The organism is Bradyrhizobium sp. IC3123, assembly GCF_020193625.1.
Classification (GTDB): Bacteria; Pseudomonadota; Alphaproteobacteria; order Rhizobiales; family Xanthobacteraceae; genus Bradyrhizobium; species Bradyrhizobium yuanmingense.
In genome coordinates, this window is sequence record NZ_JADYVF010000017.1 from 70,245 (window position 1) to 95,188 (window position 24,944).

The following is a 24,944-nucleotide window of genomic DNA, read 5'->3' on the forward strand; positions in this document are numbered from 1 at the left end:
TCCGTCGCGCCAAATTCGTGTTGCGATCAACTTCCTACCGGTGCTTTCGCTGCGGTCACGGAATTCAGCGCATTGACGCGTCCGCGCCCCCAAATGTTCGGCAATGGCGCAGGCGGGGCGTCGGCGTGGTCACCGAGCAGCTTGGCGACCTGATCTTGCTTGAGCGTGGGCTTCACCTGCAGCATCGCCGCAACCACGCCGGCAACATGCGGAGCCGCCATACTGGTACCCTGCTTGGCCGTAAATGGCTTGCCAGCAACATCGAACTCCGGGTGCGGCTCGGCGTTGATGGCCTTCGCCGAAATGATCAACTGACCGGGCGCGCACAGGGTGGGAAATTGACGGTCGTCCAACGTCGGTCCCTGGCTCGAGAACGCCGCGGGCTTGTGCAGATCTGCGGACGGTCTCGTAACGTATGCTCCAACCGAGATGGCCTTGAGCGCGGTCGCCGGAATCGTACCGGTACTCGCGGCGCTCGTTTGCGACGAGGTGAACGCGGTTGCCGGAGTCCCCTTGCGTCCTTTCGGGGCACGCAGATAACCATGATAAACGCCAGCGTCGGCACCGGTCCCCACGGTGACACCCGACAAGGTAATCGACCATGTCCCAGGAGCAATCCGCAGACCGTCCCGACGAATGGCGATGCTGATCCGGTTCTTGTTGTGGGCAGGAACGGCAATGGCGGATGCGAGACTAACGGTCGAGCGGCCGAGCGTGCGCCGCACCGAGCCCCCGCCGGCCGCGAGCGACATTGAAACGCCCGAAGGATCGGTGAGAACGACATCGAACCTTTCCGCAGTCGACTTCAGACCGTACCAGATTTCGATGTCCAGCTCCTTGGCCATCTGCCTGTCATAGATGCGGAAAGTGATCCGATCCGTGGCGCCGCGCGCGATCCTGCCCCGAACGTGCTTGTTCTTGTTTCCATCGTTGCCGGCCGAGATGACGATGGCGCGCCCCTCGGCCCCGAGCGCAGCATCAATCGCCCTTTCATCCAGGCTACGACCGTCGCGCGCGCCCAGCGGTTGGCCCAAACTGAGATTGATAACGGAGGGACAATTGCGCGCTCTCGCTCGTTCCTGGATGTATTCGATCCCCTGCCGTATCAGCGCAAAGTTGAACTTGGTGGCGACAACGATCAGATCCGCGGCCGGAGCCATTCCGACGAAAGCTGCCGCCGGGCTGCCGGGCGAAACGGCGCCGTTGCCAGCGGCAATTCCCATGACATGGCTTCCGTGTGGATCGTCGGGCACGTCCTTGGTGCGCAGCCGCCGTCCACCCGTTCTCAACGCGTCATTTATGGCGGTTTCGGTGAATTCCACGCCACTGCGAGCCGTACCGTCAACGTTGTTTCCGGGGGAACCTTCCGAGGGAAAGCGGGGCGGACGACCCGGTCGTGCCGGCACGGGTTCGAGGCGCTGGTCCCAGATCGAAAGGATTCGGGTCTTGCCATCGGGTTTGCGAAAGCTCGCATGCGTGTAATCGATGCCAGTGTCGACGATGCCGATGATCACCCCCTTCCCCACTTCGCTTCCGATCACGGGCTGCAGCACGTCGGCCTTGATGTCGGATCGGCTAACGTCGAATGGCGAGTATAGCGTGCGCGCGAGCTCTATGTATTCGATGCCCAGGCGGTGGACCTCGGGCAGGCTCGACAGGGGCATCTCGGCAGAGATGATGCCGCCGGCCGTCGCGTGCAGCCGCATTCCCAAGGCCACAAGTTCATCAAGATCGCCATGCCATTCGAACGTGACCGGCACCCGTGTCGTCGCCCGCTCGTGTGCGGGCGTGTCGTCGTACATCCATTGCAGATGCGGATCGATGATCGTCATGTCGCTTCTCGCAATCGGTGGAGGGTAAGACACGTTCGATATTGACCGATCAAGCGTTCTACGGCAAGTTGCAAGAGGGTCACGGACCATTTCGTCCGACCGCATTTCTAGACTTCCTATTTTCGGGCACGACGTTTTTGCTTAGGGGATTGGACCATGGCGGGCGTCGCTGGGCCGGCTAGAATTTCCTTTATCGCCATTCGCGCGATGGAAGACAGGTCGGATGGCCCGCTTGAGGCCGTCGTCATCGGCACCAACGATCTGGACGGAACCGACTGGCGCTACGTTTGCTACGATCTTGCGGTCTTCAAAAACCTTCTCAGGGATCGTGACAACCCGTTCGCCCCGAAGAACCCGCTCTACGCGGCGAATGCCCGTTATCACGACGGCAGCGACGCGAACGACGCGCATCTAGGTCACGTCGCCGTCGATGACGATCAAGACCCAACCCCGCCAACATCTGCGATCGAACTTCGCGGCATCGCTCTGTTCACGGCATATCGCGCGCCGACCAACTATGCGGCGGAGAAGGATCCGGTCAAGCGGCAGCAGAAAGCCTGGGACGTCTTCGACGAAGGTCCGCTCGCCCGCTTCGATACGATCGCCCTGGCCCGCACGCTGGCCGACAATCCGGCGCCGCGATGGCAGGTTTCGAAGCTCGTCATTACGCCGGCGACCGGAAAACCCGGCAGCTTCAAAGCGCTCGCGATCAGGCTTCAAGTTCGCCTCGCGTTGAACGGCCACTGGATCAGGCCGAAAGTCGCCACCTCAGGCGACCGCTATGACAGCCGCTTTCACGTGGGCCTCGATTTGGTCCAGGCGACAACGACACAATCCTTGTGGAAAATCGCCGCCGCGCCGAGAGGCGCGCTTTGCCGGCTTATCCAGATCGCGCTCACGATCGGGCCATGGGATCGTGGAGAACCCGCGCTCAGCATCATTCCACTACGCTATGCAAATAGCGATTTCATCGACGCGATCGTCAAACCCGATGACGGCAATCTCTCCACCGATCAGGTCGACGTAATACCCCTGTTCGTCGATCAGGGCATTCCCAGTCAACCGCCCAACCGTCCGCGCCGCGAATTCGGGCTTCGTGCGGTCGAGCACCAATTCAACAAGGACACGGGCTCCCATGACATCATCCGTGTCGCTTTGCGCTTCGAGCTAACCCTTTGGAACTATAGCGGCAAGATCGGCAGTATCCTCAAGCGGTTCTTTTCCAAACCCGAGCTCCTGCCGGTCAAAGGCCGGGTCCGCTTCTCCCAAGAGCAACGCGTCGGTGACATCGGCGCCCGCGGCCTCAAGCCGTTCTTACCGGTGCAATGGATCGTCGCCGCCCGCCTCGATCCGCTCAACGTCGACCCTAAAGCGGACCCAAAGCTTCAGCGACCCGATCAGATAACCGATTTCGTCATCGACGCGTTCGATGTCGTCATCGACGATGAGCATGACAGTCTGCGTAAGGTCCGTGACGGGACGCCACTAAGCGTCATGCCCGCGCTGGCCAAACGCAAGTCGGAACGCGGAATGCCGTGGCACGCAGTCGGGTTGCTGCGCGAGAATTCCGCCTGGCGCCGTGTCATCGTGCCGACCACCGGCACCGTCAAGGATGCGGCCGATAAGCGGCGTCAAACGGCTTTCCTGTCCTTCGAGCCGCGGTTCATCCCCGATATGTGGCAGGGGGTCACCGCATTCGAGCTCGTCGAGAAAGGCAAGTCGGACGAGGATCCGCGCTTCGCCTCGCCCTGTACGGCGACGTTCGCTCGTATGATCGCAACGGAGGGCACGGCGCCGGTCTGCAAGGCGCGCATCTCCGCGCCGTTCGTCGCCGCGAGCACCGATGTCCAACCCGGCGCGTGCACGGACGGACCGGCATGGCAGCCCGCTATCACGCAGACCGACGATCTCGGCACGGTGCCGACGATCAAGTTTGGCTTCTCGCTCGAAAGCACCGATGGCTCCGAGATAGCGCTCGGCGCGCTGGGCTTCTCGCTTCTGAAAGCCCCGGACCTCACGATGGTCACCAAGGCCGATCTGACCGGGCTTCTTGCCCGATCCGGTGGTGACGAGCTGCCAGATGCGCAATTGCAGGCGGTCGTTAAATTCCCGATCGAGTGCGTTAAGCCAATCGGCCAGGACGACCTGCCTCCTCAGATCCGCAGGCAGTTGCTCGGTCGCCCGACGCCCATTTCGGATGACCCTGACGAGCCGCTCCTGCTCGAACTGGACTACCGCAGCGGCTCCGAGCAACCCGATGACGAAAAGCTCATTCAGGCCTTGGTCGCCACGGAATCACTCGCGCCCGGTGAAAATCAGTCGGTCTCCCTTTCGCTGCGCGCGATCAGATCGACGACGACGACCAGCGCAGCTCCAAAGCGGCTCGCCTTGGTGATCGACCCGACCCCGTTCCGGGTCGCCGCCGTGGAGTATGTCGAGCCTGCTCGGGCCGCCACCGATCAGAGCAACGAAGTCGCGATATGGAGCGACGAAGGTGACGTGTCCTGGCGCGTGCTTGATCCTTCCGAGGCGGTACGGATGGTACTGCCGCCTCAGGTCATCGGCGAGGCGATGGAGAAGAACGCAACCGCAATCGCCGGCGCACCGAAAGATGTCGAACCAGGCCGCCCGGCGGCCGCGCGGTTTGGTGCGCACGGACGCCTCGAGGTCGACCCCACCTTTGCGGACACCAACTTCCGCGAGCCAGGCTGGAACCTCCGTCGTAACATGGGCTATCCGACCATGCGGACGCCGGGCTCCCGCTTGAAGGAGCTTCGGCTCGAGCTGCTCTACGGTTTGACGACCCGGATCAGCACCACCGACAAGAGCACCGACGCCTTCGTCACCGAGATCGGCGCAACGATCGGAGCGCCTGTATCTCCCGTGTCCGATACGGCGAGCGCGTCTCGCGCGACACTGAAGAGCCATCTTCAACTCGCGAGCCTCGTGTTGCGGGCCCAGCGCAGGCGACTTGCCGTCGACAAGCTCTGGAGCGGTCGCCCCGATGCCGAGCTGAAGATCGAGGACGGCGTAAGTTTCAGGCTACGCACCGGAGGATCGGACCCGGCACATGGACCCGCGACCCCTCTTCGCTGGCCTGTACAAGGCGAAATCCCGGCAGATACCGGTGGTCTGATCGAATCCAAGAAGCTCGCGCAGACGTTTTCGACCAGCCAGGACGACCGGGAGAGTTTTCCCGGCGGGGTCGCCTGGGCTTTCGAGAGCGCCAATATCCTGATGAAGGTCTACAGCCGACCGGACGCGGACGGGGGTTCGACGAAAGGCGTCCACCTCTCCGCGCACGGCGGCTATGGCGGCCAGCGGGCGCTGTTCGACGAGAAGAAGACCGTTGTCGAGACCGAGACCGGCCAGGGCCGCGTCCACCGTTACAAGCTCGAGCGCATCGGACGCATCGGCGGCCTCTGGAATCGAGCCAAACACGTCATCATCTATGAGCGGTCCGTCGTACCTTCCGCGCAATTCTTCAATTTCGACCCGATCGGCCTGTTGCAGGACGAACACGCCGGACGCCCGATCCTTCGCAAGGTCGAGGAGTACGTCGAGCTGCTGCAGCCGGTGCGCCGCTATCCCGAGGACGGCAAATCGATCGCGGCCGCCGGATTTCTCGTGGGCGTGGAGTTCAAGTCGGGCAAAATCCGTGTCGATAGCCGCTGGGGCGGCGATGTGCGCCGCGAAGGCTGGCAAGTGCCTCTGTGGAACAAGGCCTTCGCGAGCCTCCCGCCGGTGTTGGCCCCCACCAGGCTAGGCGATCGCCCGATCAATCCGGACGATCCCTCGCTGATCTATCCAAAGCCGCAGATTCGTTTCCTGCTGGCGGGAGAAGGCGGCGGCGAAATTTCCGTCGAGGTCGACGAGCCGGAAAAGCTCGTCTTCTACACTTCCGTGGTCGACGGCGAAAGCGGCGACGACACCGATGCATGGCGATCGGTGCGCGATATCGATTTCATCGATCTACCGCCGCCGGCCGCGGGCCGCATGAAGCCCAACAGCGCCAATCTCACCGACGCCATGATGCCGTCAGAGCCGGCGCACGCACCTGGTTTCGAGCGGATGACCATCGGCCTGGTCCGTGCGAAGGAGCCGGCTGTCCTCACCCACGGCCGGGCTCCGAGCGGCCCCGGCACGATACTCAAGAACATAACAATCGCCCGCGCCGCACCACGGGCCGCCGTCGGCGCCCCAAGCCCACTGACGACTTTCGGGCAGTCACTGACGCAACACAGTTCCGACCTGCGGGCGGCCATCGATGCCAAAGTCGGCCAAGCGCTCGGCGTCCTCGAGAAACTGGACCCCGAGAAGCCTCTCACCGCTGTCAAAAACGACGCCGTCGCAGCCATCGGCGCCGCACTCAGCCATCCGAGTTTCGTCGGCGATCTCAGGGCCGCGACTTCCGATGTCAAGAACTCGCTCAAGTCAATCGATCTGAGCAAGATCGACCCAAAATCGCCCTGCGCCTCGCTCGCAGACCGCCTGAACGATGCTGCCCAAGGACAGGTCGAACGTCTGCGTAAGATCGCCGGCGAGGCGATCGATTCCACACTTGATGGGGGCCTGAGGCCGATCCGCAACATCGCTGGCATCGTTCGCGACGTGAGCGTGTTCCTCGACAGCGAGGATGCATGGCTATCGCCGGATGAACGCGCCGACCTGATCGACAAGCTGTCAGGACTGCAGAACCGGATCGCCACCATCGCGGACGAAAGGAGAGCGGACATCGAGCTGCTGTCAAAGCGGGTGACGGCGGATCTCGAGGCCATTAAGGCAGTAGCCGGCGCCTCACTCGGTGAAGCGCAAGACGTGGCAATTCCGGCCGCACTCGGCAAGATCCACGATACGTTCAAGACGCTGAAGGACGACGTCGGCGCGGCAACGGTGGTCAACGATTTGATCGCGGCGTCCGCACGCGCGACGCTTGACGAGCTTCGCAAGCAAGCGCAGCAAATCGACACTGAACTTTCGCATATCGACGATACGGCAGCGCTCATGGCAGCGCGCCGCATCCTGCCGGCCATCCACGACACGTTGGGGCAGGCAATCACGCTCGCCGACGGTCTTACTCACGTCGGTGCTGCGATCAGTGACGACGTGAGGACGGCTCTCGCCTCCTACGAGGCGTCGCTCAAGCAGTTTGAGGACGCATTGAAAGCCCGTCTCGGCACCGCCGGCGGATCACTCCAAGCGCTCGCCACCAAACTCGATCAAATCATCGCCGAGGCGCAGAATGCCGCGCGCGGCCTCGTCGTGTTTCTCGAAGACACGATCGACGCGGGCCTTGCCGAGGCAACCAGCATCTTCGATCGGATAGCCGATGCGATCATTGCCCTCTCGGCTCCCGAAGATCCCGACGACGATGCCGATTCCACCGGCGCTATCCATCGGGCGCTGACGGCGATAGCTGACACCAGCGGGTTGATCGAGAAGGCCGTGGTTGCGCAGGGCGAAATTGTCGCAACCGTTCTACGGAAGACACTCGACGCGCTCGCTGCCGGCATCACCGCCGCGATCGTTGACGTGGGGAAGGAACTCAAGGATGCCTGCGCGGTATTCGACAATTTTATAGGAGAGATACGGAAGGACGCGCAGAAGGTCGCCGATTGGCTGCAGAACGCCCTCGACGTGGACGGTTACAAGAAACGGTTGGACGATGCGGTAAAGCAAGCCATCAACGATGCCCAGGGGTCCATCGAAGACCTGAAGCGGCGTGCCGCGGAAGAAGCCGAACGCGTCACGCGCGAGGTCGAAAATCGTGCACGACAGATTTCCGGCGCGGTCCAGGAGACTTTGCGCGATGCGCTGGGAACAGATCCAGTAAAATTAGCCGATCAGGCCAATCGGCTCTATCAGGAAGGCAGCGATACCTTACGGCTCCTTCGTGCCGTCGGCGACCCTCCACAAACGGATCGGCTCGGCTTCAATCGACCAGAAGTCGCCTACGTGCTCGCCGAGGCCAACAAGGTCGTCGACATGACCCCGGCGATTGCGCTGGTCAACCGGGTTTCGGATACGCTTGCGGCGGCCGATAAGGCCGGCAAGGCGGTCGGTGACATGCTTCAGTCGTTCGGCGTGCGGCTGCCCTCGAGCGGCGTTGCCGAGCAGTTCATTCCCGACAAACTGAAGCAATTGTCCGTCGCGGATCTCATACCGAATATGGGCGGTATCGATTTCCGCGGCCTGCTTCAAAGATTTGCCTTCCCGGATCTTGACGACTCCAAGGCCATCAAGGTTCAGCACGGTTTCGACAACGTCCAGATGCGCGCCTGGCTTCAGACCGACATCGACGTCCCCTTCACCGAGCCCGCGCCCCTCCTGTCGTTCGGCCCCGTTGAGATCGTCGTCGACGAAGCCAAGTTCAATGCCAAGGCGCGGATGTCAGTGGGCCGCGACGGGACCCAAAAGACATTCAATGGCCGCATCTTCGGCGACTGGAGAGTCGTGACCGGCGGACAGGACATCCTCACCTTCCGTCAGACTGGCTTGTATTTCGACGACTCCGGCAAGATCGATTTCAAGATCGACCCGGAACGGGTAGAACTCGCCGACGCGCTCGCGTTCCTGACTGATTTTCTCGCCGCTTCCGGCGAGGGGGACGGGCTGGTCATTGAACCGCTGATGCGCGGCGGAGTGCCCGCCGGCATCGCCGCCACGCTCGACATCGACCTGCCGGACCTGCAGCTCGGCGTGTTCGGAATCTCGAACCTTTCGTTGCACATTCTGTTCGGCATCGCCGCGGTTCCTCAGTTCGAGTTGATGTGCGAACTGTCGGTCGCCACCAAGACAATGCCATTCACGCTGAGCGTCTGGATCCTGAACGGCGGCGGATTCCTGACGCAGCGGCTATCGTTCCTCCCGGTCGCCAAACCTCACCCGATCCTGACCTATTCGCTCGAGGTAGGTATCGTCGCCGGCGTTGGACTAGGCTTCAACTTTGGCGTCGTCTCGGGTGGCGTCTGGCTTCAGGTCGGCTGCTCAATAACGATGACGTGGTCGACCGGCGCCGGTGGCAACACCACTGCAATTTCAGTCTTCATACTCGCGCGCGGCAACGTCGACGTCGCAGGCCTGATCACGGCGGCCATTTCGTTGTTGCTGGAGGTCACCTACGACGGCGCGCTGATGATCGGGTCCGGAACGCTCCGGCTCAGTTTCAAGATCAGCGTCTTCTACACGCTGCGTGTCTCCCAGCACGTCGAATATCAATTCGCCGGCGAGAAGAAGCAGTCTGAAGGCTATTCCGATTCTTACGCTTGATTTTGTCGTACCAAGGACCGTTCGTCGATGGCTTCCGATCCGCGCAATCTCAGAATAAAGGTCCAGGCGGATCGTCTGCCAGACGTGAGCAACAAGGCTCAGATCTCGCTACGGGTAAGCGCCGTCATCGATGGATCCGACGGAGCGCTTCTGACGGACGCGATCGGTGAGATCCTGCCCTGGAAGTGGCGCCTGGCGGATGGCAGCGGGACCTGGAATCCGCACGACGTCACCGCCTGGCGATTCTGGCGCATCGTCGACGTGACCGGAGTTCCTACCATCCAGGATCTGGATGCCGGAACCATCGTCACGGCGGCCGCCAACGCGCCGGCGGATTTCGATCTTCCCGGCGCCGACGGAAGCAGGCGCTTTCACCGCCGGCTCGAGGAGGAAATCACCTCGATCGTCAACACGAGTGGCCTCGAAGCTGCCCTGTGCATGCCGGCGGGTACGGCAGAGGTGACTGGGCGCACGGTGTTTGGGCTTGTCGAAAGCTTGACGGGATTGCCGAACCCGGTTCCGGTTGCCAACAAGGTGTTCACCGTATTCACGATCGACCCCGCGCCTGACAAGAGCACCACTTTCATCGCGGCACCGTTGTTCGGTCCGACCGGCGGCGGTACCTACACGCTCGATCCGGCCGGTCCCACCGTGATGTCGGATCAAAACGGCGACTTCTGTCGCGTCGACCTTGTACCTACGCCTGGTCCTGGTTCCGCGCCCATGTTCGCGGACGGGTCCGTCGACATGCGACCGAGCTTGTCATGGGATGATCTCAGTCCGTCCGGCGATCCCCAGCGGCTCATCGACATGGAGACCATGCTGATCAAGAGGCCAGCCGTCGGGCACGGCTTGACCGATGAGGACTGGGCCGCCTCCCTCTCACGACGGATCGCCGAAGTCGTTGATCCGTGGGCCCGTGTGTTCGGCGTGCTGGATGCCACCGTGACGAGCGAAATCACGAAGGTGGCGGGCGGCGACGAGCTGCGACGCGCGCTTGCCCGGGATCTCGCCTCACAACCGACGCCAAAGTTTCTCGTGGCGCTTGATTCGATTTCATGGTGGGTCGTGGGCAGGCGCAGCGCCGCTTCCGCGATTGCGCTGCCACCCGGCTTCTCGATACTGGAAGGCCTCTCCCTCCGCCAAGCCGACTTCTGGAATCTCACAGCGGCCCTGATCCTGGGCGCCGCCGAACGTGACCCCGGAAGCGTCAGCAACAATCCGCGCCGCGCCCGCTTTGCTTCCATCAATTCACGCAGGTTGAAGGGGCTGCTCGGCTTGCCGCTCGATCCGCCCGGCTCGGCCATCGCCCCCGAAATCGAGAGCATCGAGTCAGACGATGGCCTGCGGAAGTTCGTGGCACGCAATTGGCTCGGCGGACCGGATCTTTCGTCCGACGGTCCTCATCCGCTGCTGATCGCTGCGCCTCGCGTGATCGGCGCACGGACATTGACTTTTCCCCCCGACGCTCAAGCGTTCGGCCCTGGAGCCACCCAACCAGTTTCGGGCGCCGTGCTGGATCTCGGGCCAGCCGCTTCCGCGGCCCCCATCGCGCCGGCGGCACCGACGAAAGTGGCGTTCGATCTCGCTCTCACGCCACCTGCAGGCGATTTCAAGCTAGTCGTCGCGTTCCTGACGGCACCAGGTCGCCCGATCCCACCCGAAATTCGTATCGCCGGGACGGCGGCGTCTGCCACGTTGGACGTTGCCATTTTTCAGGATGGCGCCTCCGTCATCGCAACGACGCTCGCGCGTGGAGCGACGATCCGCGTCGAGATCGCGATCATCCGACCTGACGCAAATGCGGCGGTCACCGTCACGCTATCGGCCGGCGGTTCCACGCCTGTGCCGGCCGACCGTCTGCTCGGGGCAGCCTTCTATCTGTCGATGAAGGCAGAGGTTTCAGACATTCCGGACGTTGCCATCGTCATGCCCGACGCGACTGCAACGCCGCTACGTACCGCGTTGGACCGCATCACGACCGGACCCGGCCTTCGCGCCGATCTCGCATTGGCCGTGATCGGGCCGTACATTCCTGGACTGACGGCCGGACGATTGACATGGGACGCGCCCCAGCCCCAGAACGAGCAAGATGCGGCTGCGGAGCTTCCACTCGACGAGCGGCTGATAGCCAGCGTTGCCGCCCTCGTCGGCGCCGAGCGTGCCGACGGCAGCCGTCCCGCCGCGTCATTGTATGATCTGATCATCGGTGCAGCACTCACCGACGCGGGACTCGCGGCTGCCAATCCCGGGAGTGATGAGGAGAAACTTGCCAATTTGCTGAAAGCCGTCGTCGAGGCCGCTCGCCGCGATGCCGTTCGTCTCGCCGGCCGCCTCGTGCCATCAGCCACAGACGAGTCAGGAGGCGGCGATGATTCCAGCCGCCGCCTCACCGTCGATTCGCCTCCACTGGTTTTCCGCTTCGACCAGCTCCAGAGCATTGCCGGTGCCGCCGACCTTTGGACCCGGCTGTCTGGTGTGGGAGCCCTGATGGCCCGTACCGACACCTTGAGCGATCCGATCCAAGCGTGGCGTAGCCTCAACGTTGCCACGCTGCATGCCCCCGACACTTCGTCGCAAGGTTCGGCGCGAGCTGCGCTCAGTGAAGCCAATGCGGTGATGGTCCGTAATCTTGCCTGGGCCGGCGGAGCTATCGTCGATCCGGTCCCGCTGCAGGTCGGAGAGATCGGCGGCATACGCGCTGCCTTGCTTTCATACGACAATCGCTCGCCGGTGGCCGAGATGGCCACCGATGCCGCGCTAGACAACGTTCCATCCTCGTACGCGCGCCGCATCGAAGCCTATCGCTTTCCGCCGACCACGGGCGATGGCGCCACCGACTATCGCCTGTTCGCGCTATCATTCGGCTATGCCTTCCACGTCGTCCCATACGTCATCGGTCACGGCGGGACCCTACCTCCGATCTTGCGGAATGATCCCAATGATCCATTGACGATCCGGCCGATTGAAACGATCGTGCCGCTCAAGGGACAGGTCAAGATCGCAACAAACACGGATGCGGTGCGTCGGTCAGCGCTCTACCGACGAACACGTCCAATCGGCGCGCCAAGGCTTGCGGGCGACCGATCCAAAGCGATTCCCGACGGCGTCGTGCCGCTCGCCGGTGAACTACCGATACGGCCAGCCCCCGTGACCATCGGAGGCGATGTGCAAGGACGTTTCTTCCTCGATCGGCAAGGACGTGCCGGCGTCCTCGAAGTCCGCGCCGGTCCCGACCCGGGTTTGCGGATCGACATCGGCCGCATGGAGTGGCCTGAAACAAACGAAGCGCGTAAGCTGTCCATCACGTTCCGGGGCCGCTCGGGGCCGAGCGAAGCCATCACCGACCTGCTGACATTGACGCACGACGTTGGCAGAAGCGGAGCGATCCGGGTCGAAGCGTTCACGACCGTAACGACGATCGCCGCGGGAGTTGACGAGCCCGAATGGGCCGAGGATGAGTTTGATTTTGCGGCGGCAACGCAAGACTTGCAGCTGCCCGCCAGCGACATCGCGCAATGGCGAGACGTCCTGATCATTATCGCGACGGACAAGGACGTCGACATCGAACCCCCGATCGTCACACCGATCGTCAGTCAGCTCGACAGTACGGGAAACTTCGCAAGCGTCGCTGTCGGTAAGCCGCGAATTGCGCCGGAATCGGGCCATCAGATGCGCGCGACCTACGTGCTCGACGGCATCCAGGTCGGCGCCGCGACGGGCGCTCGCCAGATGACGATCCGATTGCAACGACCGACGGTGGAATTTGGTACTTACGGGCGATGGGTCAACCCTCCCCTGTTCGACGATCGAGTTGTGGCCAACCGACCGGTCGTTGCCAAGGCGCTCGACGCCGCGCTCGGCGTAGCAACGAGCCCAAACAAGACCAAGGACGATCGGTCCCTCGATGATCCGGCCGTGACACAGTTGTACGGTGAACTGGTATGCATCTTTCCAACTTTTCGGAAGTTCAAGATGGCAGCAGTCGGAGCTGCCTGGACCTCCCTCGAGGACGTGCTCGGCTTCGATGGCTCTGGCCGTCGCCATGTCGCGCCGATGCCGTCCATGACCATCAAGGTCGATCCAAACGGGCGGGAAGGTCTGACCGGCGATACTGCCACACTCTTGCCGGGTCGTATCTACGAGTTGCGCGTCTATGCAGGATTGCCGGACAAGCAAGACAAGCTTTGCCCTTTCACGCGCGACCAGCGGCTTTCGGCCGCCGTTAAGGCCACGCTCAGACACTGTCCGATCGACGCGAAGATGCGGCTGGCGGGCCCCCTGGTGCTGACGCTCGAAGTTGCGACCGAAGCCGTGCCCGAGATCTTGGGAACACAGCCGCTGAACATCGACCTGCGCCGCGCCCCCGAATATGCCGAGCAGGCATGGATTTCATTGACGGCGGCGTTCACAGGAAGAACGTCGACGTATCCGGCTTTGCGCTATTGCCATCTCGCTGCGCTCGAATCGCAACGCTGGAGCTGGCGCGGCAGGCCGCAGGACGACCAATGGTACCGGTTGGCCACGACCGGAGCTGAGGCAATCGACCAACCCCGGTATCGGGAGCTGTTCGACACATCGTTCTCGGACCGTCGCAACGATGACGTTGGCGAAATCTTCGAACGTCGCATCGAGCGTGCCCATGTCTATGGCGGATTGAGGCGGCGCAGCGATCCTGCCCCAAGCAACCCCATTCCGCGCCTGTTCGACAAGAGCCTCGACTGGCGTGGCGGCATGAATTTGTGGCGCTTCGGTCTTCGCATCGTAAGCCGCTACAAGGCTATGCGGCCTGGACGGCCGGAATTCATGCGCTCCAGTCATCGGGGGCCCAACGGCAGCGCGATCTGGCAGAACAAGGTGCTGGCCGATCGTTCCAACGACCGTCGTCCCAAACGTCCGGGTCTGGCGATCGTTCTGCCACTGACCGAACGCGCCATGGCGTGGGGAACCGTTCCTCCGCTCCTGGCCTTGTTTAACGAACCGCTCTATCCGAATTTCCATGTCGGAGATGGCATCGACGCCATGGTCGAAATGGCCCGGCATCCGATGACACGAGCCGAACGAAAAACGCGTGTCGCGACGATCGATAAGCTTTTGAATCCATCGGACGGCACCCCTCCGCCGACCGGAGAAGCGCTCGACAGATTGGTTGCGGAACGAGCCGCCCTCCAACGCAATATCGACGCCGGCACCGACGGGCCGACAGATGCCCTCAAATACTGGCAGGAGCACGGCCCGGACTCGATCCGGAGCGCAACCGGCTCCGGCGGCGCGATCATACCGCTGCGTATCGACGGCCCCATCGGCTACACTTTCGACCTCGCAACAGAGGCCGGGCGTTTCGATCACGCCGGTTTAATGATTACACCCGTCAAACCCGACATTGTTCCCTGGTCGTTCGTGAAACTGAAGTTTCGTCGTTTCGAGGCTCCGGAGAGCATCGACCCTGCGACCGCCCTCACCGGCCAGGGCCTGGCTCCAGCATCGTACAATAAATTCTATTGCGAACCGCGCCTTCTGGCGATGAACGATGGGTCCAACCGCTTCCGGCTGTCCAACAGCCGCAAGATTATGCGGGACTTTGCGCCGGAAGACTTCAAAGACCTCAAGGACGTCGTCGGCAAGGGCATCTTCCCCGCCGAGCACGAAGGGCTCGCGATCGACATTGCCAGCACGGAAGACCTGGACGGCTCGGCGATCCGGTTTCAATTCACTGACGACAGCGACAGCGAGTTCGTTCGTATCACATTCAGCGTGAAGGACGACGGCGCAAAACGGAGCATTGCTTTCCAATTCTTCACGCAGTTAGGCGATGCCGGCACCTGGACGCTGGACGTCCCGGCCGGCGGCGACGTGCGGTTACGTCTGATCGTGTCGGCCCGGGACAAACCGGAGAAAGGCGAAACGTACAAGCCGGCCGGTGACATCGCGGTGCGCGCCCGAATCGCACGCGATACGACGGATGAGATTCTGTCACCGAGCGAAAATCGCTGGCTATCGGTGGCGTGCCTGCCGCTGACCAGTGCAATCGAGGTTCCCATCAATCAGCCCCTCACGATGGTCATGAAGGCGACGGGAGCTCAGGCGGCCGTTTCGCCGGCAAGGCTTTCTACGTTTACACCATCGCTGTGGTGGCAGTTTGCCGAGCCCATGTCTCTGTTCGACGCCGTCATCGACGGAGTTGCGTCGACGGTGTCGACGGATGATCTCATCGCCTCGGTGACGGGGACCATAGTCTCAATCGAGCGCAAGCCCACGGCGCAAGGACCGTTGCAGAAACTGCAATCGCTCGCGCCAGCGGCGGATCAGCAGGCGGGAGAGCTCGAGGAAGTCCTCGTGCTGGTGCTGACACGCAACATCCACGATGCGCTCGATCGCGTTCGGGAGCGCCCGGTCGCGGTCAAGCTCTGGGACGGGACGTCCACATCGCTGAACCTCGTCAAACCAGACTGGCCAACATTCGAGGATCCGAACGAGGGGCCAAAGCTCGGCGATGGCGGGCAGATCCGCTTCCTGCGCATTCTGCGTCCAAAGACGCGCGCGATGGGCGGCTATCTCGAGACCGCGCCGTCGTTTCCGTTGGATTTCTTTCAGTACGAAACGATCGAAGGAGACCTCGACATGAATCCTCCGGACGCCAAAGGAATGGTGCTCGGAATGTCGATGCCGATTCCGTGGAAGCACGTGTGACGCGTCCAGGCATTCGTCAATCGTGACTTACGAGACTAGTGGCAGAATGCTCATCATCGGGGGACCAAATGGTTGAGGGGGACGTGGAAAGGCTCGCCAAAATTATTTTGGGAGAAACGAGCGGATTGACCGCAAAGGGAACGGACTCAGCAAAATCGTTGGAACGCCTCTGGTCGGTCGTCGCCGGCATTGCAGTAACTGCGCGCTGGAACGGGCTTCAGGATCAAATGAAAATCGCCGGCAACATGCTGTCTGCCGACGAAGCGGCGAACTACACGATCATGAAGGCCGTTGCCGAAAAGATCTCGCAGAACCGCTACGACGGTGCCGTCGCATTGCCCAAGCAAGCAACGCTCTGGCAGATCGACCGAAATGGCGCGCCATCGAAGGACGTCGGCACGCCGCCCGACTGGATCTACAAGACCGGCACAACCGAGGGCCTCGAATTCGAGGACAAATCAGGCCTGACGTACCGCCTCTATGGAACGAGCGAAGAGGCTCCCGGCAAACTTGGCCTCACCTCGTCGTATAGCCTAACTGGCCTGGCGCCGCGATCATGGAGCGTTCCCAAGCCGGTGAGGATAGCCGCATGGTGGCTCGGTTCGATCGCGGCCTTGATCTTCGTTTTCGGTGGCATCTCGGCCATATGGTCGGGACAGAGCGACGGCAATGCAGGGAGCCAACTCCGAAATCTCGACATCCAGTACCGTGTGCTCGACAAGCTGGCCGACAATTGCATCTCGGATGCAGCTCTGCTTCCCAACTGGAAGCGGAGCGTTTGCAGCTTCCTTGATGCCGGCGGCAAGTACGTGAAGCCAGCCGCAGTTGCCCCTGCCGCGCCTCCGCCGGCCGCCCCACCGGCCGCTCAAGTGCCGCCGGCCGCCCCATCGCCTGCGCCGGCCGCTCCCGCCCAGCCGATCGTTCCGTACGGACCGAAGGTCGGAATGGCTCTCGCTACGATCCGGAGCTGCCTCGACCATGGGCCTTCCGCGCCGGACACAAATGCTGCTTCACCGTCGAAGAAGCCGCCAGAAACAGATGGCGCGGCCGCAACGGACGCGACGTTGTCGTGCGAACTTGTGGTGCGTAGCGCAGTCGATGCCGGCATTATCGCGGTCACGCCGAATACGTCCATTTGGTCCGGCATCGCGAATGCGCTTCTCGGACTGCGAGACACTCCCGGCACGCGGTCGATCATCGTGCAATTTCTGGCGATGACCCTCGGTATTGCCGGACTCGCCATCGCGCTCGGCCTGGGGACCAAGGGGCGCATGGTCGGCATCTGGGTCGACGAGCGTAACCGCGTATCCCTGGCGCGGGCGCAGGTGACGCTCTGGACCATCGTTGCACTTGGCGGCTTCGCCACCGCGGCGCTTTTCAATGTTGGCCTTGGCGGACCAGGTACGTTCCCACAGGTCCCGGCATCCATCGCCGCCGCACTCGGGATCGCCTTTGCCTCACCGATGATCTCCGCGTTAATCCTGAATACGAAGGCATTCGGAATGGCCGGCTCGCCGTCGGATCAGATCACGACGATCGGTGGGAGGCCAAAGAACAGTAACGACCAGTCCGATCGTGGCCTGCTGACGGGGTCGAGTGACTCTTCGGCCGTCGAAGTCCGTTCGGACCCGACGATGGCGTCTCTTGCCGACGTCTTCGTGGGTGAACACGTGGCCGACTCGGGCGACGTCGATATTTCCCGGCTGCAGAATGTCGTGCTCACCGTCACCCTGGTCCTGGGCTATTTCGCGATGCTCGTCGAGCAACTCCGCGGAATCGCACCAGACGTGCTGCTGACTGGAATCCAGAGCCTGCCCGACCCCGGAGGTGCCTTCACGTCGGTGCTGCTGATCAGTCACGCGACTTACCTAGGGACGAAAGCCTACAAGGGGAGCGGGAAAGGCGACACAGCTCACTAGCGTTCACCATTGAGGACCCTGCTATGCCCGACTCGAATGCAGCAGCACTGATAGGTCTGGCTTTGACCGCGGCCGGTTTTGCCTTCGGCCTCTATCAGTATCGGATGAATAGTGAGCAGGCGAACTTGACCCGGCAGCGCGATCGCGCGCTGGCGGCATCCGACCAAACAAAGGAATTCTTCGAAGATGGGGACGTGCGTTTCGTCATGCGCCTTTTGGACTACGGCAACGCCCAGTTTTGGAAGGAAGACACGCTGAAGGGCCAGACCTTCGACGTCCGTGACCTGCCCACCGCGCTCGCCGTCCACTGGAAGCCAACTGAAGAAATCGAAAAGAAAACATTCACGGACCAAAATCTGGCCGTCCGCTCCGCTTTCGATAACTTTTTACTCTGGCTGGAGCGGATCGAACATCTCATTCGCTACGACGTTATCGGGACCATCGGCTTCGGCGAGCTCTTCTCGTATTGGCTGGTCCTGCTCGGCGAAATCCCGCAACCCGGTGACAGGATCAATCATCTCTCCAATGAGGGGCGTGCCGCGCTTTGGGAGTACATTCGAGCCTATGAGTTCAATTCTGTCGTTCGCCTTTTCGCGCGCTACGGTCGCGCCGGCCCCGTCGGAAGAGATGGATTCCTTCCCCGCAAAACGACCTCGAAAGAGAACGTCTGAACACGGCACGCCGTACACGCCCTCCACTCCCGTCATTGCCTAGAACGATTTACCTAGAGGAGAAGCAGCAACAATGCCAAACATAAGCCTGAGCGGGAAAGCCATTGATGGCGATCCAGATAGGTACTGGATTAATTTATTCGCCGCAGATAGCACCTGGCAGTCCGGCGAACCTGGGAATGCGACCAACGTATCGACGACGAAACAGGGCAAGTGGCTATCCAAGCCAATCCCCGACAAGGGCGTGTATGCAAACGACACAGCCGGCAAGGTCGTGTTCTTCTTTCGCAACCTCGACCCGTCGACGGTGAAGATGGGAGATCGGGGTCAGGGGCACGCCTATGAAACAGCCCGTGCGATCGATTGGCACGTGGATAGCCTGTAGCTCCGGCGCGCCGGCGTCTCGACGGCCTAGGCTGACCTCCCGCTCAGGCGCTTGCCTCGAAAGGTTATCGTCCGAATGTCGAAAAACGGCGGATCGCACCGTAAGCCTTTGATAGCGAAGTTTCGCCTTTGAAGACAAGATGTTCGCCCAAAGGCGAGAAAAGAGTGCGTTCAGGCACCAGACAACCCAGACATCCTTTTCGAGTAAGATGTGCCGGACGACCTGAGTTGGACGCGGCAACGCCGAGCGCCTCTTGGCGCTCGGCGCCAGCCAGGTTTAGAACTCTATCCGACACGGAGTTCGCTTACCGGCTTGGCAAGCCAAGTCGGAAAGGAAGAAGCAGCGGACTTCAGCTCCTTCAGTTCGGTCAGGGTCAATTTCTGACTGACGGATCTCAACGCTCGTTCTGCCGTCTGTGGTCCCACCCAGGCAAGCGCACGCACTACATCACCTGCACGTCGGTTCGCCAGGGCAAGCTGCCAACGCGGTGCATGCCTGAGCTCCACGACTTGCTTACCAAGGCGGAGCCTGCGGGAAGGACCAGAGGTCAGATAAACCTGACGGACAGGTACTTGCGTCGTCAAACCAAGATGATTGGCCGCCACCGCGCCGCTGGAAACGATGATTTCGCCGCTGCGAACCTTGATTTCCTCGACGACTTTCTCGACTGACGGGGCTCTAATTCCGAAACGGCTTTCAACTGGACGCAAATATATCCCTCGTCTCGCGCGCAGAAGTCTTCCTCGCTCGAAGACGCGACAGAGCTTGATCGACGGCGGCACGCTTTCCAAGATGCAAAAGCGCCTTGGCAGCGATCGGCGCGCCTTCGGGCAATTCTTTGGTGGCTTCCAAAATCCGGGTGCTCAGGTGGGTCATGGCTCACGCTCCGGTGTCAGAAATATAAGAGAACTTCTGACACAAATTTATTAGATCTCTCTTTTTCCAGCAGGACGATTTCCTGCCTCTTCCCTTCCGGCGCATCGAGCGCGATCGCATTTTCGCGAGAATTACCCAGAAGAAGAGCGCGCCGCAAAGATGAACCGCAAGCGGGTCAACACCTGACATCCCATAACTGGTCGTCGTGCGCGCAGCGCATCGCCGCAGCGAAATGGCACCCGGGCCGCGTGAGCATAGCGACCCTCGGCGAAAGCGGAGGGACACGCGGGCCGAGTGCAGCGACAAGACCGGACTCTTGTGGCACCCGTCTGACGCGGCAGTGATAGCGGCGGCGGCTTGCCGCCGGGCCGCTTCAGCGAGTGCCCGGCGAGGAGCTCCTCAGCCCTTGCGCGAGGATCGTTAGACGCAGCCGAGAGGTTTGCCGCAACATGTAGGATCGCAGCCACGGCCGCTAGGATCCCGGCGAATTGCTTGCTGCAGCGTCTGCTTTGGGCTCGTCCGGAAGGCCGCGTACGAAGCTTATGGCTCGTTCCTGAAGTTCGGCCTCCAGCTTTGTCGCCTTGATACGCTCAACGACGAGATCGCGATTGAATGGCCGCGCCTTATGGTAACCCTCCACGAACTCCTTGTCCTTTTCCGACAAGCGAGCGAGCTTGGATACAATAATGTCTTCAGGACATGGTGCGACGGCAAGAACCTTCCTGTCGTCAACATCGACAGTTTTGGTAATCGCGCGTTTATTCCAATCCCCAGGAAGCCGTGCGGTATTCTCGTCGACACCGTCGATATAGAAGCCGTGCTCCCGATGGAATGTAGAGCCCTCGCCGTAGAGAGCATTGATCTCTTCTGAGGCCTCGGGATCATCTTCGGGATCCAGCTCCTTCTGCTGGATTTCCCATATTTTCGCGTTTTCCGGATAGGCGTCGATCTCACCAGAAGTGCGCAGGACGACGGGCGCATCAGGCCATGAAAGCAAGATGCTCTGGCTGCCAATGATGAAGACCTTGTCGGTTTTAAACAGCCGGGCGATCACCCTGACTGTCTCGACAAGATCTTCAATAGTTCGAACAAACGAGTTTTGTGTCACGCCGCCATCCGCGGAAGTGCCGCGGTCTGATGGATCGCAGATCTCTCTGCAATCCGCTTCGCCGCCTTCCAGATACGACGGCGCAGAGTGTCGTCCTCAAAATTGATACCTTCCGCCAAAACGAAAGGTGAGGACAGACGCAAACGCGTCATCTCTTCGTCGCGGCTCGTCAGACGGCGGCGTACCGTAGATGGAGGAAAGCCGAGCATGTCCGACCACTCGCGAACGAAAGTGTAGCCTTCGAAACGTTGCGAGTTATGGGCCAAAGAATCCTTGGCCCTTTCGACCAGCGACGGGTCGCGACCGATCTGCCGCGCGATAAGCCGATGCATGATCAGCTTCGCGGTGTCGTTCACGTATTCCCGGTTGATCCGGACGCTCATGGCTCTCGACCAGTACCTACTTCTCAGGACGGAAAATAGGGCATCTACCCTTAAAAATCCAGCTACTCACCAATCCCCTTGGACGGGGTATGTTCCCTATCCGTTCAAGTTAGCAGTTCCCATAAGCCCGGGCAACGGGGCGGACAGCTCGAACGAGAGCCAAGATTAACGGACCGACCCGCAAGCACCCCTCCAAGGTTTTGTAGAAAATAGCAAGCGAAATCAATATGTTATTCATTATGCAGCCTGTTCCACAACGGCTAATGGCCGATACCTCGGCGGCGCCCCCAGCATTTCTTGGCATTCCCCATCCTGCTCATCCAGGCCTGCAACCAGCCCCGCCAAACGCCACGGCGTGGCTGTGCTGCCGCCCCTGGAACCACCCCCCGCCCCAGCCCAACACGCTGTCGTTTGAGGAGCTTTTGGAAGCCCACCGATTGTAAAGGGGTCATCGGACTTGGATTTTCCGTCCACCTCCGGAAGCAGCTTGAGCAACGGCAGAGCCCCCCAAGCCTCCCCCGACTGGAAACCAGGGCTTGCACCAACAATCGGGACGGCGAGAGTTGTGGTGGAAAAGCTCGTTACCTGCTGAGAGCCGCCTGAAACCGTTTGATGACGCGCTCGAACATGTCACGGACACTTCAAGTGTCTCCTTGGCACCCAATACGTATCCGTTTCGAACACGCTTGAAGGTCATAGTGCCTTTCGAATTCCAAAGCACGCAAGAGCCCGACAAGTTTAGTGATACTGATCTGGCAAATCTCTTTGCGCCCTTAGTTCACGGGCACAAATAGCTGTATCGCCGGAGGCCAGTTCCGTCCGTCTATCACGCATCTCCATCCAAGAGCGAATAGGTCGTGCTACGGCCGCCAGCAGGGTCTTTCACGAGTATCCCCTTGGCAACGAGGTCTTCGATGTCGCGTAGGGCAGTGTCCTATGAGGACTTGGTCAGCTTGGCCCACTTTGATGAGTTGAGCTTGCCCTCGAAGCCCTCAAACAGACGCTCGATCATGGTGCGCTGGCGGTCATTGAAGCTTTGATCGGCATGCTTCTTCCAGAAGCGGGCCTTCCTGAGAACCGATCCAAGAATGACGTCGGCGCGATCGAAGGCGCGATCAAGGCAATCGAGAAACCACTCTAGCCATTCCGTTATGTCGAGATCGCCCTTCTGCGTGGCTTCCAGGATAACGAGGCGCTGAGATATCCGTCATGGCCTCGACGACGCGCTATCGACGATTTTTGCGACGGTCCCGGTGGCCCAATTCAAGCGACGGGCCTTTAGCTTGGAAGGGTGTCGGCCGCGCAACATTACAATGGCTATTCGGACATTTGTAGCCGACCTACACCATTGGACGCATGAGGTTTTCTCTCCTCGTCCGAACACCGCCCTCACTTTCGGCGTCGAAAACCGCGAACTTGTCGCTCCACCTCGCTCTTTGAGGAACCATTATCAAACCGCGCAACGGCGCGGCCGAGGCGATTTTCCTCGCGAAACTCGATTTTCTTATTTTTGTAGCCGCCCCACACGCGACGGCCCCCAAACGCCGCCCAGCCGCTACGTCCGGCTAGCCTTCCACTCCCCGGATCAGCAAATTCGTAGACAGCCTCGATCACGATCGGCACGATCTCTTCGATTTGAGGTGCATGGTGACGAGCGCGTTTATCTGCCTTTTGCTGAAACTCGCTACGTTTCGCTTTCGTGTCCAATTGCTGCATAGGACCAACTCTCCCCTTCGATTAAATCATTTCAAAAGCGACTATTGGCGCTGTCCGCCGCTTGTCTGCTCTAGAATTTCATACAGGAATGTGATCACACGCTCGGCGACTTCCACCACGTCAACGCTCGTGCTGTCAACTTCAATGCGAGCTGCGCCCATTTCGAAAACCCCGTCCTGAAAAACGGCTTCTTCAAAAACAGCTCCGTAAATCGCCATCTGTTTGGAGTTTGTGACAATCCGCGATTTTCTGCCAGTTAACTGACCATGCTTAATTGCGAACACGGCATCGCGAACGATGCGATAATCCTCATTTTGCGCTGCAAGAACGTCCCGAAACTCATCGTCTTTATCCGGTACGGACACGCCAGCGGCCACCAAGGCTGCATGAAGAATTCCGACAAATGCATCGAGCGTAAGCAAGATGTTCACGGCCGAGGCCAGCCGACCGGGTTTCTCCCTGAGCAAATCAATATTTCGGCCGACAACCACGCTCAGGAAATATTCTGGCTTCACAATTACTCCTTGCCGTTTCGGCGCTCATGAACCCGGCGCAACGACCAACTCCGCGATGTCCCGCAGCGACCCCATATCAAGCTTGAATGCTTGCATGGGAGCGGGAGTGGACCGCGTGATGACAACTCGGAATTCCCACTGATATGCAAACCGAAAGTGCTTCGCGCACTGGATTGCTTCATCTTGAACGGCAGCGAATTCGACCGGGTCATCTGAAACTGAAAGCGGGTCGTAGTAGTACGCCGGTATGAGACGCACGCGTTCCACGCCTGACACCTGTGCCGCCACTGCTTTCGCAAATCTCTCGATGAAGCTGTCGAGGTCATTTATTGCCACACAAGCGTCGCTCTGGAAATCCATAAACAAGCGATAGTCGTAAACGGAAGCGCAGCACCAACAATAATAATCGCTAGTAGAAAACTCTAGCTTTCGCCCGTCACGATACCAACTCATCGTCAGTTCATTGTCCTGACGTGCTAAGCCCTCGGCGCCTGCGAAATATGAGGCAGGCCGGACAAGCAGTTCGCCTCTTTCATACAGGGCGCGCATGTGCTCGGCCTTTCCAAATTTGAAGAGCATCTTTGGCGCATTAAAATAGCTTTCGCGAGAATACTGGGAAGCATCCACCCAATCCGCCCTACGACACCAGCTTTCGTCGGCTAAGCGCCTGATTTTTTCCGGCGGGTTAGCTGATTTCTCACCGTCAAGTAATCCGCGAATGAGAAATTCCTCGGCCAATTCAGTATAGAGAGACAGGAAATCAATATTGCGGGTCGGCGAATGCATTCCATCCCGCCTTGGCTTTATCAAGGTGTATTTCCCGTCATCACCGAGCGTGATAACGTTTGCTATTACATCATGCAGTCGTTGCTCCAATTCCTCTCGGCTGAGAGCCTGCATGTATCGATTGGCACGATAATGAAATCTCTTAATCTCCAGAATAGCAACCAAACTGATTGGTCGAGGGAAACGTAGAACGTGCTCGTGCCGTCCGACGCTTGCCTTCTTTGGAGTTGCGAACGCATCCAGCATCGTCGCAAGTACTCCACGCAGTTTGAGCGCCTCCTCCACCGGCATCATTACATCGGCCCACCCCGCCGTCGCGGTCGCGCATTGAACTATTACCTCACTGCCGTGAAGGACCATGCCGTGGGCTTTGGTGAGTTGAGCCAATAGCGGCATGTAATCGTACGTTACGAAACATTCGTTCGGGTCCAACGTGATCGAATAAGGAAGTCGCGAAAGCCATTCAAAGAGCTTCAGCGCATCCAAGACAGGCATCTTCAGATCGGCGCGCTGTACGGCATTCGTGGCGCACTGGATCACAAGGTCTTCGGCGTCCAAAATTGCGCCGTGGACCTTCGTCAGTTGAGCCAGTCGAGGCATCAATTCAAGGGTCATGAAGTGTCCTGACAAGGCAAAGACGACCGGACGCGCAGACTACCAGTTGCCTCGCTTCTGGCGTTCAGCGAAGCTCATAGTCGCTAACTGGGGGAAACGATTATGCACAACTTTGCAAGCTACATGGCAGAGAGCCAGCTCCTGACGCTGGCAACGCTTATTCTGATGGTCGTGCCCTT

General features: G+C 60.5%; 11 protein-coding genes and 2 pseudogenes. 5 read left to right on the forward strand and 8 right to left on the reverse strand.

Features of this window, described 5'->3' with window-relative positions; genetic code table 11:
- Positions 1-26: 26 nt before the first annotated feature.
- Entirely contained in the window at positions 27-1,832 is a 1,806-nt protein-coding gene (locus I6F20_RS33385; protein WP_225130077.1) for a S8 family serine peptidase, read from the reverse strand.
- Positions 1,833-1,988: 156 nt separating this feature from the next.
- Between I6F20_RS33385 and I6F20_RS33390 the strand changes: the two genes are divergently transcribed.
- From I6F20_RS33390 to I6F20_RS33410, 5 genes are all read left to right on the forward strand, one after another.
- Positions 1,989-9,101, forward strand: coding sequence for a methyl-accepting chemotaxis protein (locus I6F20_RS33390; RefSeq protein ID WP_225130080.1), 7,113 nt, complete (start codon positions 1,989-1,991; stop codon positions 9,099-9,101).
- A gap of 27 nt (positions 9,102-9,128) precedes the next feature.
- Entirely contained in the window at positions 9,129-15,791 is a 6,663-nt protein-coding gene (locus I6F20_RS33395; RefSeq protein WP_225130081.1) for a hypothetical protein, read from the forward strand.
- 83 nt (positions 15,792-15,874) lie between these two features.
- Positions 15,875-17,710 carry a hypothetical protein gene (locus I6F20_RS33400; RefSeq protein ID WP_225130083.1) on the forward strand — a complete coding sequence of 612 codons (1,836 nt, stop codon included), beginning with the start codon at positions 15,875-15,877 and terminating at the stop codon, positions 17,708-17,710.
- A gap of 23 nt (positions 17,711-17,733) precedes the next feature.
- A complete protein-coding gene (locus I6F20_RS33405) occupies positions 17,734-18,381 on the forward strand; it encodes a hypothetical protein (RefSeq protein ID WP_225130085.1) in 648 nt (215 codons plus the stop codon).
- 73 nt (positions 18,382-18,454) lie between these two features.
- Positions 18,455-18,766, forward strand: coding sequence for a hypothetical protein (locus I6F20_RS33410; RefSeq protein ID WP_225130087.1), 312 nt, complete (start codon positions 18,455-18,457; stop codon positions 18,764-18,766).
- 79 nt (positions 18,767-18,845) lie between these two features.
- Here I6F20_RS33410 and I6F20_RS33415 read toward each other — a convergent pair.
- From I6F20_RS33415 to I6F20_RS33445, 7 genes and pseudogenes are all read right to left on the reverse strand, one after another.
- Positions 18,846-19,061: pseudogene (locus tag I6F20_RS33415) on the reverse strand (nucleotidyl transferase AbiEii/AbiGii toxin family protein); the annotation flags it as partial.
- A pseudogene (locus I6F20_RS33420) lies at positions 19,051-19,642 on the reverse strand (DUF6088 family protein). The pseudogenes I6F20_RS33415 and I6F20_RS33420, both read right to left, overlap by 11 nt.
- A gap of 472 nt (positions 19,643-20,114) precedes the next feature.
- On the reverse strand, positions 20,115-20,750 hold the full coding sequence (locus tag I6F20_RS33425) for a DUF6036 family nucleotidyltransferase (RefSeq protein WP_225130089.1): 636 nt from the start codon (positions 20,748-20,750) through the stop codon (positions 20,115-20,117).
- Entirely contained in the window at positions 20,747-21,133 is a 387-nt protein-coding gene (locus tag I6F20_RS33430) for a hypothetical protein (RefSeq protein WP_225130090.1), read from the reverse strand. The genes I6F20_RS33425 and I6F20_RS33430 overlap by 4 nt, the downstream gene beginning before the upstream one ends.
- A 1,389-nt stretch (positions 21,134-22,522) precedes the next feature.
- Entirely contained in the window at positions 22,523-22,849 is a 327-nt protein-coding gene (locus I6F20_RS33435; protein WP_225130092.1) for a hypothetical protein, read from the reverse strand.
- Positions 22,850-22,890: 41 nt separating this feature from the next.
- On the reverse strand, positions 22,891-23,364 hold the full coding sequence (locus tag I6F20_RS33440) for a hypothetical protein (protein WP_225130094.1): 474 nt from the start codon (positions 23,362-23,364) through the stop codon (positions 22,891-22,893).
- A 24-nt stretch (positions 23,365-23,388) separates the two neighbouring features.
- Positions 23,389-24,765, reverse strand: a complete 1,377-nt coding sequence (locus tag I6F20_RS33445; protein WP_225130096.1) for a hypothetical protein — start codon at positions 24,763-24,765, stop codon at positions 23,389-23,391.
- Positions 24,766-24,944 lie beyond the last annotated feature (179 nt).

Coding starts and splice junctions, on each gene's coding strand:
- I6F20_RS33430 (WP_225130090.1), bottom strand. CDS start 21,133: ATGAGCGTCCGGATCAACCGGGAATACGTGAACGACACCGCGAAGCTG.
- I6F20_RS33435 (WP_225130092.1), bottom strand. CDS start 22,849: ATGCAGCAATTGGACACGAAAGCGAAACGTAGCGAGTTTCAGCAAAAG.
- I6F20_RS33385 (WP_225130077.1), bottom strand. CDS start 1,832: ATGACGATCATCGATCCGCATCTGCAATGGATGTACGACGACACGCCC.
- I6F20_RS33395 (WP_225130081.1), top strand. CDS start 9,129: ATGGCTTCCGATCCGCGCAATCTCAGAATAAAGGTCCAGGCGGATCGT.
- I6F20_RS33390 (WP_225130080.1), top strand. CDS start 1,989: ATGGCGGGCGTCGCTGGGCCGGCTAGAATTTCCTTTATCGCCATTCGC.
- I6F20_RS33405 (WP_225130085.1), top strand. CDS start 17,734: ATGCCCGACTCGAATGCAGCAGCACTGATAGGTCTGGCTTTGACCGCG.
- I6F20_RS33445 (WP_225130096.1), bottom strand. CDS start 24,765: ATGACCCTTGAATTGATGCCTCGACTGGCTCAACTGACGAAGGTCCAC.
- I6F20_RS33410 (WP_225130087.1), top strand. CDS start 18,455: ATGCCAAACATAAGCCTGAGCGGGAAAGCCATTGATGGCGATCCAGAT.